This window comes from Kribbella sp. NPDC051936, from assembly GCF_040680955.1.
In the GTDB taxonomy this organism is placed as follows: domain Bacteria; phylum Actinomycetota; class Actinomycetes; order Propionibacteriales; family Kribbellaceae; genus Kribbella.
Map to the genome: position 1 here is coordinate 16,907 of NZ_JBFAXS010000004.1, position 13,596 is coordinate 30,502.

A 13,596-nucleotide genomic window follows, 5' to 3' on the forward strand; every position below is an offset into this window, starting at 1 on the left:
AAGTCCGGGTGCTTCCCCCCTTGGAGGATGTTGTGCTGATCGACTGCGACGCCTGTGTGATGAAGGGTCCCGGCTGCCAGGACTGCGTCGTCACGGTGGTGCTGGGGTTCTCGGAGGAACGGTCCGGCAGCCTGCGGATCGACGACGACGAGAAGGCCGCCCTGGACGCGCTCGCCGAGTCCGGCCTGGTCCCGCCGCTACGCCTCGTGCACGCGGTGAACAGCGTCGACCCGAACGACGCGCCGAAGGAGCAGACCGGCTGACCCGGCGCGCGGGCCAGAACGATGCGGACGTAAACCCCTTACGGGACAAAGCGAAACGATCGTTTGGCCAGCACTGGCCTGAGAGGTGACGGGAGAGATGGCGCCTGCTGCGCGCCGCCCACCTCTGCGTTAATTTTCGATCAAACCCGAGGGGCGAATTGCACTGGTCACGAAACGGTCACTACTGTTACCTCTCGTTGCCTCAGGGCGTCGGCCGCTCCGGCCGACCGGGCAACGGCAAGCCGAGGGAGTGATCCGGCGGATCCGCGGACCGAGAGTCCGTGCGGAGGGCCTGATCAACGGGGACGGCGCGAGCAGAGGAAGGGACCGACCGGGCTGTGTCCATCGGACGCATCAACCGCACCAAGGGAATCGCCCTCGCCGCCATCACCAGCACCGCTGTCGCCGCGGGAGTGATCTTCATCCAGGGAGCGGCTGACGCCGACCCCAAGCCCACTCTGGCCGAGGCGAAGAAGCAGATCGCGGCGCTGCAGCACCAGGCCGAGGAGGCCGGCGAGTCGGCGAACGACCTGCGTGGGCAGATCACCGCCTCGAGCGCCCGGGTGAAGGCCCTGCAGGCGGGTATCGCCAAGCAGCAGGCCCAGGTGGACGCGGTGAAGCGGCAGATCGGCTCCCTCGCGGTCGCCGGGTACCAGACGTCGGGCATCTCCACGACCGCGCAGCTGCTGCTGTCGAGCAACCCGGACCAGTTCCTCAGCCAGGCGTCCACCGCCCAGGCCTTCGCCGGCCAGCAGAACTCGGCGCTGCGTCGTTACCAGGTCGCGCAGGGCAAGCTCACCGACCTGCAGGCCAGCGAGCAGACCGAGCTGGCCGCGCTGCAGGCCGTGCAGGCGAAGCAGGACGCGTTCAAGAACCAGCTCCAGGGCAAGCTCGACGCGGCGCAGAAGGTGCTCGACAAGCTCAGCGACGCCGAGCGCAAGCGGATCGAGGAAGAGAACGCCAAGGAGGCGGAGGAGGCGCGCAAGCAGCGCCCGACCCGCGACGGCGACCGCACCGGTGACGACAAGAACCTGCCGAACGTCCCGGCCAGCGGCCGCGCGAAGATCGCGGTCAACGCCGCGCTCGCCCAGCTCGGCGACTCGTACGTGTGGGGTGCCTCGGGCCCGAACTCCTTCGACTGCTCCGGCCTGACCATGTACGCCTGGGGCAAGGCCGGCGTCTCGCTGTCGCACTCGTCGAAGGCGCAGGCCAGCGAGGGCCGCCGGGTCAGCAAGTCCGACCTGATGCCGGGCGACCTGGTCTTCTTCTTCAGCCCGATCAGCCACGTCGGCATCTACCTCGGCAACGGCCGGATCGTGCACGCTCCGCGCCCGGGCAAGAGCGTGGAGATCGCCCCGCTCGACGAGAACCCGTACAACACCGCGGTCCGTCCGGGCTGACCTGCGACCTTGACATACTCTGCGGCTCCGGGGGTCCCCCGGAGCCGCGGCTTTTCACGGCGGTGCCGTAGTGTCGGAGGAGGCACGTAGTGTTCCGCCTGGTCGGGGCAGGTGAGCAGCGAAGGGCCGAGGTGATCGACGAACAGGGCGATACGGTTCCACTGCCGGTGATCCCGTCGTCCGGTGACCCTCGGGAGCCGATCGACCACCGGCCGGAGTCGCGCGCCGACGGTCCGCAGCGGCCGCCGTTCGCACCGATCCTGAAGAAGGTCGCGCTCGGCGTCGCCGTCTGCCTGGTCGCCGGGGCCGGGTATGCCGGCCTGCAGCACATCGCCGACGCCCCGGCCGATCCGAACGCGCCGGGAGCGGGCCAGGCGCCGCAGTCGACGCCGACCACACCCGACCAGGCCCAGGCCGGTGTGCAGCGGGCGGTCGCCGGTGAGGCGGTCCTGCAGAAGATGACCGACGCGGTCGCGAACGAGGACCGCACCGAGTTCCTGAACACGATCGACCCCAAGGCCACGCAGTTCCGGACCAGCGCGCGGACGATCTACAGCAACCTGACCACGCTCCCGCTCGGCACGTTCCAGCTGCGCTACGTGAGCGACGACGCGGCCGCGCTGACCCCGGACCGGCAGGCGGAGCTCGGCGGGACGCAATCCTGGCTCGCGCAGGTCGAGGTCTCCTGGCAACTCGCCGGGTACGACGTCAAACCCGCCCGTGAGACGCTCCCGGTGACCTTCGTGACCCGCGACGGCAAGACGTACGCGGCCTCGTTCTCGGAGCGGTTCGTGGCGGGACAGCGCCGCCCGGTCTGGGCGCTCGGCCCGATCGAGCTGGCCAAGGGCGAGCACAGCCTGGTGATCAGCCTCGACTCGGAGTCGGAGGCGCGCAGCTACGTGCCGGTCGCCGACAAGGCGGTCGAGTCGGTGACGAAGGTGTGGGGCAAGGGCTGGCGGCAGAAGGTGGTCGTCTACCTGCCGGCCAAACAGGCCCAGATGGAGAACGTTCTCGGCGCGCAGCCGAACACCTACACCCAGATCGCGGCCGTCACGATGGCCGAGCTGGACACGCCGGCCATCGGCGCGCCGGTGCGGATCGTGGCCAATCCGAAGCTGTTCGAGGAGCTCGGCAAGCAGGGCCGGCGGATCGTGCTCACGCACGAGACCACCCACGTCGCGTCGACCGCGACGGCGTCGCCGGTGCCGTTGTGGCTGGCCGAGGGGTTCGCGGACTACGTCGCGTTCACCGCCGTGCCGGTGCAGGACGAGTCGGCGGCGAAGGAGCTGTTCAAGGCGGTGCGGGCGGGGCATGTGCCGGCCTCGCTGCCGTCCCCGGAGGCGTTCGCCGCGTCGGCGACCGAGCTGCCGCAGGCGTACGAGTCGGCGTGGCTGGCCTGCCGGCTGATCGCCGAGCGTGAGGGGCAGGACAAGCTGGTCAGGTTCTACCGGGCCGTGCACGCGTCGAAGACGTCGGCCGGGCTGGCGGACGCGTTCAAGTCGGTGCTGGGGATGACCGAAGCCGAGTTCGTCGCCGAGTGGCAGAAGTACCTCGAACGGCTCGCCGGTGCCTAGAGCAACGTCCCGTCCGTGGGCGCCTCGCGCCGCGGGCGGTCTGCTCGCGCTCGCACTGGTCTTCACGATCGCCGTCACCACGCCCTGGCACCTGATCGATCTGTCCGCACCGGACGCCGCGCTGGACTTCACGTCCGCGGAGATCGCCCGCCAGAACGCGTTCCGCCACGAGATCCTCCGCTGGTCGACGGCGTCCTGGATCATCTCGGTCGTGGTCCCGCTGGTGATCGGCTTCAGTCCGTTGGGCCGCCGGCTGTACGACGGGCTGCGGATCCGCCTGTGGTTCCTCGCCGTACCGGTCACGGTCGCCGGGATCGCCCTCATCAGCAACCTGCTCACCCTTCCGACCGATGTGCTCGCCCAGCGGGTCAGCCTGAAGTACGGCCTGGCGGTCGAGAACTGGCGGCTGTGGGTGTGGGACCGCGGCGTGAACTGGGCGATCACGTCGCTCGGCATCGCGGTGCTCGCGGTCGTCCTGATCGGCTTCGCGAAGCGCCGCCCGCAGGGCTGGTGGTTGCCCGGAGCAATCGTCGCGGCCTTGCTCGTGCTCGGTGTGTCGTTCGCGTATCCGGTGCTGGTCGAGCCGCGGTTCAACACGTTCACGTCGATGCCGGCCGGTGCCCTGCGCAACGACTTCCTGAAGCTCGCGGCCGAGGACGGCGTACCGGTGAAGGACGTGCTGGTCGCGGACGCGTCGAAGCGGACCACGGCGCTCAACGCGTACGTGTCCGGGTTCGGTTCGACCCGGCGGCTGGTCGTCTACGACACGCTCCTGAAGGACACGCCGCCCGCGCAGGTGCGGCTCGTCGTGGCGCACGAGCTCGGCCACGCTGCGGAGGACGACGTCCTGCACGGCACCTTGATCGGCGTGCTCGGTACGGCGTTCGGCGTCACGCTGCTGTACCTGTTGCTCGGATCCCGGCCGGCGGACCCGCGCCGTACGGCGGTCCTGGTCGCGCTGATCGTGGCCGGTACGACGCTGGCGAGCCCGGTGCAGAACCTGGTGAGCCGCAAGATCGAGGCGCGCGCCGACTACCACTCGCTCCGGCTGACGAACGACCCGCGCGACTTCGTGGCGATGCAGCACGACCTCGCCGTGCGGAACATCTCCGGTCTGGAGCCCAGCCGCTGGCGGTACTGGATGTTCGCCAGCCATCCGACCGCGCCGGAGCGGATCGCGATGGGCCGGGCCTGGGCGGCCGGGAACGGCGGAACGGTCCCGCCGCTGGCGACGCGATGACGGTTCTCGTCGTCACCAACGACTTCCCGCCGCGGCAAGGCGGGATCGAGACGTTCGTCCGTTCGCTGTGCGACGAGCTGCCCGACGTCGTCGTCTACACGTCGCGCGAGCCGGGCGACGCGGCGTACGACTCCACGCTGCCGTTTTCGGTCGTCCGGGACCGGTCGTCGATGTTGTTGCCGACGGCCCGCGTCACGAAGCGGGCCGTGCAGCTGATGCAGGAGTACGGCGCCGACCGGGTTCTGTTCGGGGCGGCCGCACCGCTCGGGTTGATGGGGACGGCGCTGCGCCGGGCCGGCGCGCGGAAGATCGTCGCGATGACGCATGGGCACGAGACGTGGTGGGCCGGCGTACCCGGAGCCCGGCGGGCGTTGCGCAGGATCGGGGACGCCGCCGACACGGTCACGACGGTGTCGTCGTGGTGTGAGGAGCAGATTGTCCCTGCCCTTTCTCCGGCCGCCGCCGGGCGGGTGCGAAGGCTGACGCCGGGGGTCGATTCCACCCGGTTCGTTCCTGGCTGCGGTGGCGAACAGGTCCGCAAAGGGCTCGGTCTGGACGGCGTTCCGGTGGTCGCGTGTGTGTCGCGACTGATTCGCCGCAAGGGCCAGGACACGTTGATCCGGGCGTGGCCGCGGGTTCGCGAGTCGGCGCCCGGGGCCACGCTGCTGCTGGTCGGCGGTGGGCCGGACCGGGACTATCTGGAGGAGTTGGCGGTGAGCACCGGGGTGTCCGACGCGGTGGTGTTCACGGGGCCGGTTCCGTGGGCCGAGGTCCCGCCGTACGTCGATGCGGCGGACGTGTTCGCGATGCCTTGCCGGACACGGCGGTTCGGGCTGGAGCCGGAGGCGCTGGGGATCGTCACGCTGGAAGCTTCGGCGACCGGCAAGCCGGTGGTGGTGGGGGATTCCGGCGGGGCTTCCGACACGGTCCTGCACGGTACGACGGGGTACTTGGTCGATCCGTACAACCCGGCCGCCGTCGGTGCGCGCCTGAGCGAACTGCTGACGAACCCCCAGCACTGTGCCGTTCTGGGCGCAGCGGGCCGCAAGTGGGTCGAGGACGAGTGGGCGTGGTCGCGGTCGGGCGCCGTGCTGCGGGAGCTGCTGGCCGTGTGACACGCGGGGGCGGGGGAATCGGTGGACAGGGTGTGGTGGGGGTCGTGTACTCTGGCCGGCATGCACCGGATGTTCCGACTTGCCGCAGCCGTACGAGCTTTCCGCTCTCCGGCTGCCGCGGCCTGACATCCTGAAACTTCCACCGGCGACCGGAAACGGTTCGCCGGTGTTGTTGTTTCTGTAGCCCCGGTGGTCCGGTTCCGGTCCTGTATCGACAAGGACGAGAACCATGAGCATCACCAGGACCTTCATCGACTTCTTCATCGACCGCGACCACGTCCCGACGACGGGGTCCACGCTCATCCCGCGGCTCGGCGATCCCGTGCTCTTCACGACCTCGGGGATGCATCCGCTCACGCCGTACCTGGAGGGCGAACCACATCCACTGGGGCGCAGACTCACCGGCGTCCAGCGATGCCTGCGCACCACCGATCTCGACGAGGTGGGGGATCCGACCCACCTGACGGTGTTCGAGATGCTCGGCTCGTGGTCGCTCGGCGACTACGGCAGCAGCCAGACCCTGGAATGGGGGTACGAACTGCTGACCACCGGCTACGGGCTCGACCCCCGGCAGCTGTACGTGACCGTCTTCGGCGGCGACGACAGTGACGACGGAGTGCCGCTCGACCAGGAATCGCTGCGCACCTGGCAGCAACTCGGCCTGCCGATCGAGCTGACCACCGACGACAACTGGTGGTCGAACGGCCCGACCGGTCCGTGCGGCCCGGACTCGGAGATCTTCGTCTGGACCGGTGAGGGCGAGCCGGAGGGGACGCCGACCACCGACGACCGCTGGGTCGAGGTCTGGAACCACGTGATGATGCGCTACCGCCGCCACGACGACGGTTCGCTGGAACCGCTGTCGCAGCAGAACATCGACACCGGCCTCGGCCTCGAGCGGCTGACGATGCTGCTGGAGGGCAAGACCTCGGTCTACGAGACCTCGTTGTTCGAGCCGTGGCTGCGGATCGTCCCGAAGCTCTGGACGCTGGACGAGCGCTCGCAGCGGATCGTCATCGACCACCTGCGGTCGAGCATCGTGATCGTCGGCGACGGCGTGCACCCGTCGAACACCGGCCGCGGGTACGTGCTGCGCCGGCTGATCCGCCGGATGCTGACCATCCTCTGGCAGACCGACGAGTCGCGGTCACTGTCCGACCTGCCGATCGAGCTGTTCGAGCACACCCTGAACCACTTCCACCAGGGCGAGACGGTGACGCTGATCCGGCGGATCCTGATCGACGAGGAGATCCGGTTCAGCAACCTGCTCGACCGCGGCCGCAAGGTCCTCAGCCACGAGCGGTTCCACAAGTCGCTCGACGACACCGACTACGAGTACCTGCACGAGACCCACGGGCTGCCGCGGGAACTCGTCGACTCGTTGCGTTAGATGGCTGCCGGATCCAGTACGTCGGTCTGGGGAGCGTCGGGAATCTCCGGTGACGCGACCTTCCCGACCGACGACTGGGCCACGAACGCGCCGATCAGCACGATCACGCCGCCGGCGATCTGGTTCGGCCGCAGCGTCTCGCCGAGCAGGATCAGCGCGAAGATGCAGGCGGCGACCACCTCGACGTACGCGACCGCACCCGCGATCGCCGCCGACAGCCGCTGGACCGCGGCCGCGCCGGCCAGGTAGGCGACGACCGTGCTGACCAGGATCAGCCAGGCGGCCATCACCCAGCCGGGAGCGTGCCGGTCGCCGATCGCGATCGTGTCCACGAGCACGTGCCACGGCGTACCCCACGGCGCCGCGATCAGCGTCAGGACGACGGCGCCGACCACGCTGCCCGCGGCCGTCATCACGAGCGGGTCCGCGGCGCCGGTGAGCTTGTCGATCAGGATGAAGTACGTCGCCTGACAGGCGGCCGCGCCGAGACCGGCGATCAGGCCGATCAGGTCGATCCGCAACCCGGACCAGATCTCGGCCACGGTCGCGAGACCGACGACCGCGATGCTGACACCGATCGCGGCCGAGCGCGGGACGGCGACCTTCTGGCCGAACTTCAGCCACGCGACCACCAGCACCGGACCGGAGAACTCGAGCATCAGCGCCACGCCCACCGGCAGCCGGCTGGCGGCGAGGAAGAACAGCGTCTGGCATCCGGCGATCCCGGTCAGGCCGTACAGCACCAGTGCCTTCCAGGACGCCCGCGCGGCGCGCAGGCCGCCGCGGCCGCGGAAGATCAGCACGAGCGGGACGAGTACGGCGGCGGCGCCGAGGATCCGTAACCAGGCCGCCTGCTGTGGCGTGAAGCCGGCCCCGATCAAGGCCTTGGCGAACGGCCCCGATCCGCCGAACGTGATCGCGGAGAAGACCGCGAACCCCAACCCCACCGACTTCGTGCTGTACATGGGCATAACGCTCTCATGCCCATTACATGCCTGTCGAGTGGGATCTCACAGGACGTTCACGGCGCGGGCCGCGATGATGGCGACGGTCAGCAGGGAGATCGCCGACTGGACGCCCATCAGCATCTTGGTCCGGGCCGTCAGCGGCATCGTGTCGGTCGGGCTGAACGCGGTCGCCGCGGTGAACGAGACGAACAGGTAGTCGGTGAATCCGGGCAGCCAGCCCTTCCAGCCGGGCAGGTCGACGGTCATCTGCGGGAACAGCAGATCCGCCCGCTCGGTCTCGCGCTCGTGCTCCGGCGCCCGCGCGAACGGGCCGCCGCGGTCGATCTCCCAGTACCAGACCGCGAACGCGACCACGTTCGTCACCCAGATCAGGACGGCGCTCTTCACCAGCACCTTGCCCTCGTTGGCGTCGCCGTTGTTCAGGAAGAAGATCATCCCGGCCAGGTAGAACGCGTTCACGGCCACCAGGACGCCGAGCAGGGTGAGTTCCACCCACCGCAGCCAGGGCTCGTCCCGGCGCAGGTGGAACGGGTTCATCCAGACCAGCGGCAGCAGCAGGAGGAAGCCGAGAGCCGGCATCAGCCAGCGCGGCAACGCGTTGATCTGCGCCGGCACCAGCAGTTGCAGGACGAGCACGGCCAGCACTGCCAGCGAGGCCGGCCAGCGCCGGGTGTGGCGGGTGCGCGGATACGACGCCTTCTTCACCCCAGCATTCTGACGCCGATCAGCGCTCAGCCGACGGAGGCGTCGACCACGGCCTGTCCCACCTCGGTACGCCGGTAGTGCACCTGGTGCCCGGTACGGCGACGTGTCGCGAGCCCCGCGTCGTACAGCGCCGACAGGTGCTCGGCGACTGTGGCGAGCGCCAGGTTGTACTGAGCGGCGAGGGCGCTGGTCGTGGCGGGCGGGTCGAGCGCGACGAGGAGCGTGGCGCGCGTGCGGCCGAGGAGGCGCGCCAGCGGATCCGGGGGAGCGGGTGCGTCGGACCAGAGCCGCGCGGCGCCGCGGGCGGGGTAGACGAGGGTCGGGTGGTAGGCCGGGTCGGCGACGATCACCAGATACGGCCAGGCGAAGACCCCGGGCACCAGGAGCAGGCCCTGCCCGGTGAGATCGCGGTCCTCGGAGCGGTACCGGGTGGCGACCAGGCGGTCGTCCTCCCAGGCGAGGGTCGGGTGCAGGTCGTCGAACAGGCCGGCCAGGCCGCCGTCGGTCAGTTGCTGGCCGCGGTAGGCGATGTCGTCCTCGAGGACGCGGCTGATCAGCGGCCAGTCCGGCCTGATCAGGGCCTCCCACGCGGCTTCGATCTCGTTGGCAAGCCGTTCGCGGCTGCCGCTGAGGTCCGCCAGCATCATGTCGATCTCAGCCGCGGCGGGGTTCTTCAACTCGTCGCGGGACCGGATCAGTTCGGTCCGCACCGTGTCGAGCGGCGTGCTGCGCACCCGGGCGATCTCGGTGCCGAACTTCGCGCGGGACGCCTTGGGTGGTGGAGTCAGGAAGTCCGGCGTGAACCCGACCCGTGGCTGCACGGCCTTCAGCAGCCGCAGGTCGAGGGTGCGTGCGGCGTCCCGCTTCGCCGCGATCCAGTCGCCGTACAGCGGCCGGTGCTTCGATCCGTTCAGGACCCGCACCGCCGACATCGTCTCCCACAGCGGCGACGCACCGAACCGGCAGCGCAGCGCGTCCGCCTGCGTGAACCGCAGGACGGTCATGAACCAGAACTTTCGGCCACAACCAAAACTCTACGCCGGTCGTCACGGGCTCGGGCACTCTCACGGCGTGAGGTCCTACGGAGCTGTACTCAGCCTGCCCGGCCTGCGTGCCGTGTACGCCGCGCACACCGTCACGATGCTCGGCACGGTCGGTGCGCAGGTCGCGCTGTCGATCCTGATCTTCGAGCGGACCGGCTCGCCGTTGCTGTCGGCCCTCGTGCTGGTGTGTTCGTTCCTTCCGTACGCCGTGGGCGGGCTGCTCCTGTCCTCGGTCGCGGACCGCTTCCCGGCGCGGCGGGTGCTTGTCGCCTGCGACCTGCTGAGCGCGACCTGCGTGGCCTGCATGCTGCTGCCGGGGATGCCGGTCGGTGGGCTGCTCGGCCTGCTGGTCGGCACCGGGATGATCGCTCCGGTCTTCGCCGGGGCGCGGGCCGCCAGCCTGGCGCACCTGCTGCCGCAGGACCTGTTCCCGATCGGCAGGTCGTTGCTTCGGGCAATCGGTCAGACCGCCGTTCTCACCGGGCTCGCGGTCGGCGGCGTCGCGGTGGCGGCGATCGGCGCGAAGTGGCTGCTGGTCGTCGAAGTGACGGCGTTCGTCGTGTCGGCAATCCTGATCGGCACCGGGACGCCGTCCACGCCGCCGGGGGAGCGGACGAGCGGCACGGTTCGCGACTCGTGGACCGGGCTACGGCTGTTGTTCGCGAACCGGAGTCTCCGCAACCTGATCCTGCTGACCTGGGTGGCGCCGGCGTTCTCGTCCCTCCCGGACGGGCTCGCCGTCGCCTACACCGCTCAGGTCGGCGTCGCCGCCGCGGCCGCCGGTGCGCTGTTCACCGGGTACGCCGTCGGCAGCGTGCTCGGCGAGCTCGTCGTCGCACGGTTCACCCCTTCCGTGCGGCGACGGCTCGTCATCCCGTTCCTGCTGGTCGCCCAGCTGCCCGCGATCGCGTTCCTCGCCGTGCCGCCGATCCCGGTCGCCGCGCTGCTGCTCGCGATCTCCGGCACCGGGTACGCGTTCAACCAGGGCGTCGATCCGCTGATCCTGCAGCACACCGAACCGTCGTACCGCGGCCGGTTGTTCACCGTTCAGACCAGCGGCCTGATGGCGATCCAGGGCGTCAGCATCGCCCTCGGCGGCGTCGTCGGTTCCTTCCTCGCCCCCAGCCTCACGATCGCGCTGGCCGGCGTCCTCGGCACGACGATCACCCTGCTGATCGCCCGTCAGGCCCTCACCACGGAGCCACGTCGGACAGCGACCCAGGTCCTCTGAAGGCGCCGGTCGGGCCGTCCGCGGGCAGTGTCGCGAGGGCAACCGGGACGGCTGCGCCGTCGGCCACGGTGCGCTCGCCGCGCGGTACCGAGGCTTGGGTGTTCAGGTCGGTCGGCACGAGGCCCGGGGTGGCCGCGTTCACCTTGATGTTGTCGGCGCGCAGCGCGCTCGCGTAGACCAGGGTCAGTGCGTTGAGGGCGGCCTTCGACGAGCTGTAGGCGAGCAGGCCCTGCGTCGCGAGGCGGCCGTCCAGTTCGGAGAGCAGGGTGGTTGAGCCGAGCCCGCTCGACATGTTGACGATCCGCGCGTTCGGCGACCGGCGCAGCAGCGGTACGAACGCGTTGATCACCGCGACCACGCCGAACACGTTCACGTCGTACGCCGTGCGGACCTGCTCGGCCGTGATGTCCGCGACCGCCGTACCCCATTCGGAGACGATGCCGGCGTTGTTGACCAGCGCGTCGAGCCGGCCGGAGTCGGCCTCGACATGCTTGGCCGCAGCCGCGACCGATTCCCCGTCGGTGACGTCCAGCTGCACGAACCGTACGTCGAGACCCTCGCCGGCCAACTGCTCCGCGGCGCTCGCCCCGAGCGCGGGGTTCCGTGCCGCCAGGTACACCGTGAGCCCACGCAGCGCGAGCTGCCTGACGATCTCGCGGCCGATGCCTTTGTTCCCGCCCGTGACCAGGGCGACTTCGTTCTGATTCATGTCCCCAGTGCAGCGCGGGCGCACCCCAGCGGGCCAACACCGATCAGGTGGCCCGCCATACCCTGGAGGTATGCCCGAGCCAGAGATCCGCGAGCTGCGGTACTTCCGCGCGGTCGCCGAGGACCTGAACATCACCCGCGCCGCCGAGCGGCTCGGCATCGCGCAGCCGCCGCTGTCGCGCGCGATGCGCCAACTCGAGCACCGGCTCGGCGTCGACCTGTTCGACCGCTCCGGGCCGCGGCTTGCGCTGACGACCGCGGGGGAGACGTTGTTCAAGGAGTCCGGGCCGGTCATCGACGCGCTCGACTCCGCCGTACGGCGGACGCAGCGGGCCGGGCAGCCCTCGCAAGGGCTCGTGGTGACAGCGAAACCCGGTGTCGCCACCGAGCTGCTGCACCTGCTCGTCGGTGAGCTGCGCTCCGAACTGCCGGGGATCGAGGTGGTGGTGAGCGGGTTCGGCGAGCAGGCCGGCATGGTGCGGGACGGGAGGGCCGATGTGGCGCTGGTCAGTCGGCCGTTCGACGACCTCGGACTGGAGTGCGAGGAGTTGTACGAGGAGCCCCGGGTGGCGGCATTGCCTGCCGGGCACGAGCTGGCCGGGCGGGACGTGCTGGCCGCGGACGACCTGGCGGGGATTCCGGCGCCGCGGTGGAGCCGCGCTGATGTTGCTGAGCGCAACTACTGGGCGGCGCGGCCGGACGATGCGGTGGACGGGCCGGTCGTGCAGGACTCGTCGCAGTTGCTCGAGGTGGTCGCCTTCGGGCAGGCGGTCGCGCTGGTGCCGCGGTCCATGGCCGAGCGCAACATCCGCCCGGACGTGACCTATCGCCCGGTGACCGGTATCGAGCCGTACCGGATGTTCGTCGTCTGGCCGGCGGGCAGCCGGTCGGCCGAGCTGGCGCGGTTCGTCGAGGCGGCGGTCAGGTATTCCGCCGGGCCGCCCGTAGCGTCAGGCGCTTGAGCGGACCACGAGGGGTGCGGTGACCAGGCGGCCGGGCTCGTCGGGTTCGCCGGCGATCTCGCGCAGGGCGCGGTCGAACAGGGAGGTGGCGATGTCGCGCAGCGGGATCCGTGCGGTCGTGAGCGGGGTGTCGAGCATGCTCGCGAAGGGGAAGTCGTTGAAGCCGGTGACCGCGACGTCCTGACCGACCGTGATGCCGCGCTGTTGCAGGGTCCGCATCGCGACCACCGCGAACGCGTCGTTGTCCGCGACGAAGGCGTCCGGTGGATCGGTCTCCTCGACGTACGCCGCCACCGCGTCGAGCGAACCGAACGAGCGCACGACCGCGGACGGGAACTCCCGGACGAAGCCGTCCTGTCGCTGATGCACCCACGGCAACGGGCTGTCGGTCGCCAGGTACACGGCGCGCTCCCGCCCGGTCGAGCGCAGATGCGCCGCGATACCGGCCATCGACGTCTCGTTGTCGACGTCGACCCAGCACTGCCGATGCTCCGGTCCCGTCCTCCCGAACGCCACGAACGGGAACCGCCGCCGGCTGAGGAACTCGATGCGGGCGTCCTGCGGCATCGTCTCCAGGACGACGATCGCGTCGACCTGGCGCGCCGCGATCAGCTTCTCGTACAGCACGATCTCGGTCGCGCTGTCGGCCGGGGCCTCGACGACGTGGACGCCGTAGCCCGGGACCGCGGCAGCCTTGACCAGACCCCCGAGCAGGCTGTGCAGAAACCCGCCCAGGCCTGGGTTGTCGTCGTCCACGAGGTCGTCCTCGAAGGACATCGGCAGGCCGATCACCTGGCTGCGTCCCGACGACAACGCGCGGGCAGCGTGGTTCGGGATGTACCCGAGTTCCTGGATCGCGGCACGCACGGTCCGCACTGTCGGTGCCGCTACGCGGTGTGGCGCGTTGAGCACGTTCGACACCGTCATCGCCGACACCCCGGCCAATCGGGCGACGTCCGCGACAGTCGTACGCCGCGGCTTGTCTGCAGCCAACCCT

13 protein-coding genes are annotated in these 13,596 nt (G+C 70.2%); 8 read left to right on the top strand and 5 right to left on the bottom strand.

The window, feature by feature from the left end; translation table 11 throughout:
- The first annotated feature begins 32 nt into the window (after nt 1-32).
- The 6 genes from AB0L64_RS14120 to AB0L64_RS14145 all read left to right on the top strand — a co-directional run bounded on the left by AB0L64_RS14120 (nt 33) and on the right by AB0L64_RS14145 (nt 6,982).
- Entirely contained in the window at nt 33-263 is a 231-nt protein-coding gene (locus AB0L64_RS14120; RefSeq protein WP_355689771.1) for a hypothetical protein, read from the top strand.
- Between the two features lie 338 nt (nt 264-601).
- Nucleotides 602-1,663, top strand: coding sequence for an NlpC/P60 family protein (locus tag AB0L64_RS14125; RefSeq protein WP_363710548.1), 1,062 nt, complete (start codon nt 602-604; stop codon nt 1,661-1,663).
- Nucleotides 1,664-1,752: 89 nt separating this feature from the next.
- Nucleotides 1,753-3,237 (top strand): hypothetical protein, encoded by a 1,485-nt coding sequence (locus AB0L64_RS14130; protein ID WP_363710549.1) that lies wholly within the window; start codon nt 1,753-1,755, stop codon nt 3,235-3,237.
- Nucleotides 3,230-4,477, top strand: coding sequence for a M48 family metallopeptidase (locus AB0L64_RS14135; protein WP_363710550.1), 1,248 nt, complete (start codon nt 3,230-3,232; stop codon nt 4,475-4,477). Before AB0L64_RS14130 ends, AB0L64_RS14135 begins: the two co-directional genes overlap by 8 nt.
- Complete coding sequence (locus AB0L64_RS14140) at nt 4,474-5,592, top strand: glycosyltransferase family 4 protein (RefSeq protein ID WP_363710551.1); 1,119 nt, start codon at nt 4,474-4,476, stop codon at nt 5,590-5,592. The genes AB0L64_RS14135 and AB0L64_RS14140 overlap by 4 nt, the downstream gene beginning before the upstream one ends.
- Nucleotides 5,593-5,821: 229 nt before the next feature.
- Nucleotides 5,822-6,982 (top strand): alanine--tRNA ligase-related protein, encoded by a 1,161-nt coding sequence (locus tag AB0L64_RS14145; protein ID WP_363710552.1) that lies wholly within the window; start codon nt 5,822-5,824, stop codon nt 6,980-6,982.
- On the opposite strand, the gene AB0L64_RS14150 is transcribed toward AB0L64_RS14145, so the two are convergent.
- Genes AB0L64_RS14150 through AB0L64_RS14160 form a run of 3 tightly spaced genes read right to left on the bottom strand, consistent with a single transcriptional unit; the run spans nt 6,979 to nt 9,659 of the window.
- Nucleotides 6,979-7,947: an EamA family transporter gene (locus AB0L64_RS14150; RefSeq protein WP_363710553.1), complete on the bottom strand. Its 969-nt coding sequence runs from the start codon at nt 7,945-7,947 to the stop codon at nt 6,979-6,981. The two genes, AB0L64_RS14145 and AB0L64_RS14150, sit on opposite strands and share 4 nt — an antisense overlap.
- A 45-nt stretch (nt 7,948-7,992) precedes the next feature.
- Entirely contained in the window at nt 7,993-8,655 is a 663-nt protein-coding gene (locus AB0L64_RS14155; RefSeq protein WP_359933276.1) for a hypothetical protein, read from the bottom strand.
- 26 nt (nt 8,656-8,681) lie between these two features.
- On the bottom strand, nt 8,682-9,659 hold the full coding sequence (locus AB0L64_RS14160; protein WP_363710554.1) for a DUF5937 family protein: 978 nt from the start codon (nt 9,657-9,659) through the stop codon (nt 8,682-8,684).
- A gap of 67 nt (nt 9,660-9,726) precedes the next feature.
- Here AB0L64_RS14160 and AB0L64_RS14165 point away from each other — a divergent pair, with 67 nt between their 5' ends.
- Nucleotides 9,727-10,929: an MFS transporter gene (locus AB0L64_RS14165; protein ID WP_363710555.1), complete on the top strand. Its 1,203-nt coding sequence runs from the start codon at nt 9,727-9,729 to the stop codon at nt 10,927-10,929.
- On the opposite strand, the gene AB0L64_RS14170 is transcribed toward AB0L64_RS14165, so the two are convergent.
- Nucleotides 10,889-11,638, bottom strand: coding sequence for an SDR family oxidoreductase (locus AB0L64_RS14170; protein ID WP_363710556.1), 750 nt, complete (start codon nt 11,636-11,638; stop codon nt 10,889-10,891). The genes AB0L64_RS14165 and AB0L64_RS14170 overlap by 41 nt on opposite strands.
- Before the next feature lie 70 nt (nt 11,639-11,708).
- Here AB0L64_RS14170 and AB0L64_RS14175 point away from each other — a divergent pair, with 70 nt between their 5' ends.
- The gene (locus AB0L64_RS14175) at nt 11,709-12,599 is read left to right on the top strand and encodes a LysR family transcriptional regulator (RefSeq protein WP_363710557.1); all 891 of its coding nucleotides are present in this window, start codon (nt 11,709-11,711) and stop codon (nt 12,597-12,599) included.
- Here the strand turns inward: AB0L64_RS14175 and AB0L64_RS14180 are convergent.
- Nucleotides 12,588-13,592 carry a LacI family DNA-binding transcriptional regulator gene (locus tag AB0L64_RS14180; protein WP_363710558.1) on the bottom strand — a complete coding sequence of 335 codons (1,005 nt, stop codon included), beginning with the start codon at nt 13,590-13,592 and terminating at the stop codon, nt 12,588-12,590. The genes AB0L64_RS14175 and AB0L64_RS14180 overlap by 12 nt on opposite strands.
- Nucleotides 13,593-13,596 lie beyond the last annotated feature (4 nt).

Bases quoted from the DNA above. Each gene is read 5' to 3' on its own strand.
- AB0L64_RS14170 (WP_363710556.1), bottom strand. From the start codon at position 11,638: ATGAATCAGAACGAAGTCGCCCTGGTCACGGGCGGGAACAAAGGCATC.
- AB0L64_RS14140 (WP_363710551.1), top strand. From the start codon at position 4,474: ATGACGGTTCTCGTCGTCACCAACGACTTCCCGCCGCGGCAAGGCGGG.
- AB0L64_RS14150 (WP_363710553.1), bottom strand. From the start codon at position 7,947: ATGTACAGCACGAAGTCGGTGGGGTTGGGGTTCGCGGTCTTCTCCGCG.
- AB0L64_RS14175 (WP_363710557.1), top strand. From the start codon at position 11,709: ATGCCCGAGCCAGAGATCCGCGAGCTGCGGTACTTCCGCGCGGTCGCC.
- AB0L64_RS14160 (WP_363710554.1), bottom strand. From the start codon at position 9,659: ATGACCGTCCTGCGGTTCACGCAGGCGGACGCGCTGCGCTGCCGGTTC.
- AB0L64_RS14145 (WP_363710552.1), top strand. From the start codon at position 5,822: ATGAGCATCACCAGGACCTTCATCGACTTCTTCATCGACCGCGACCAC.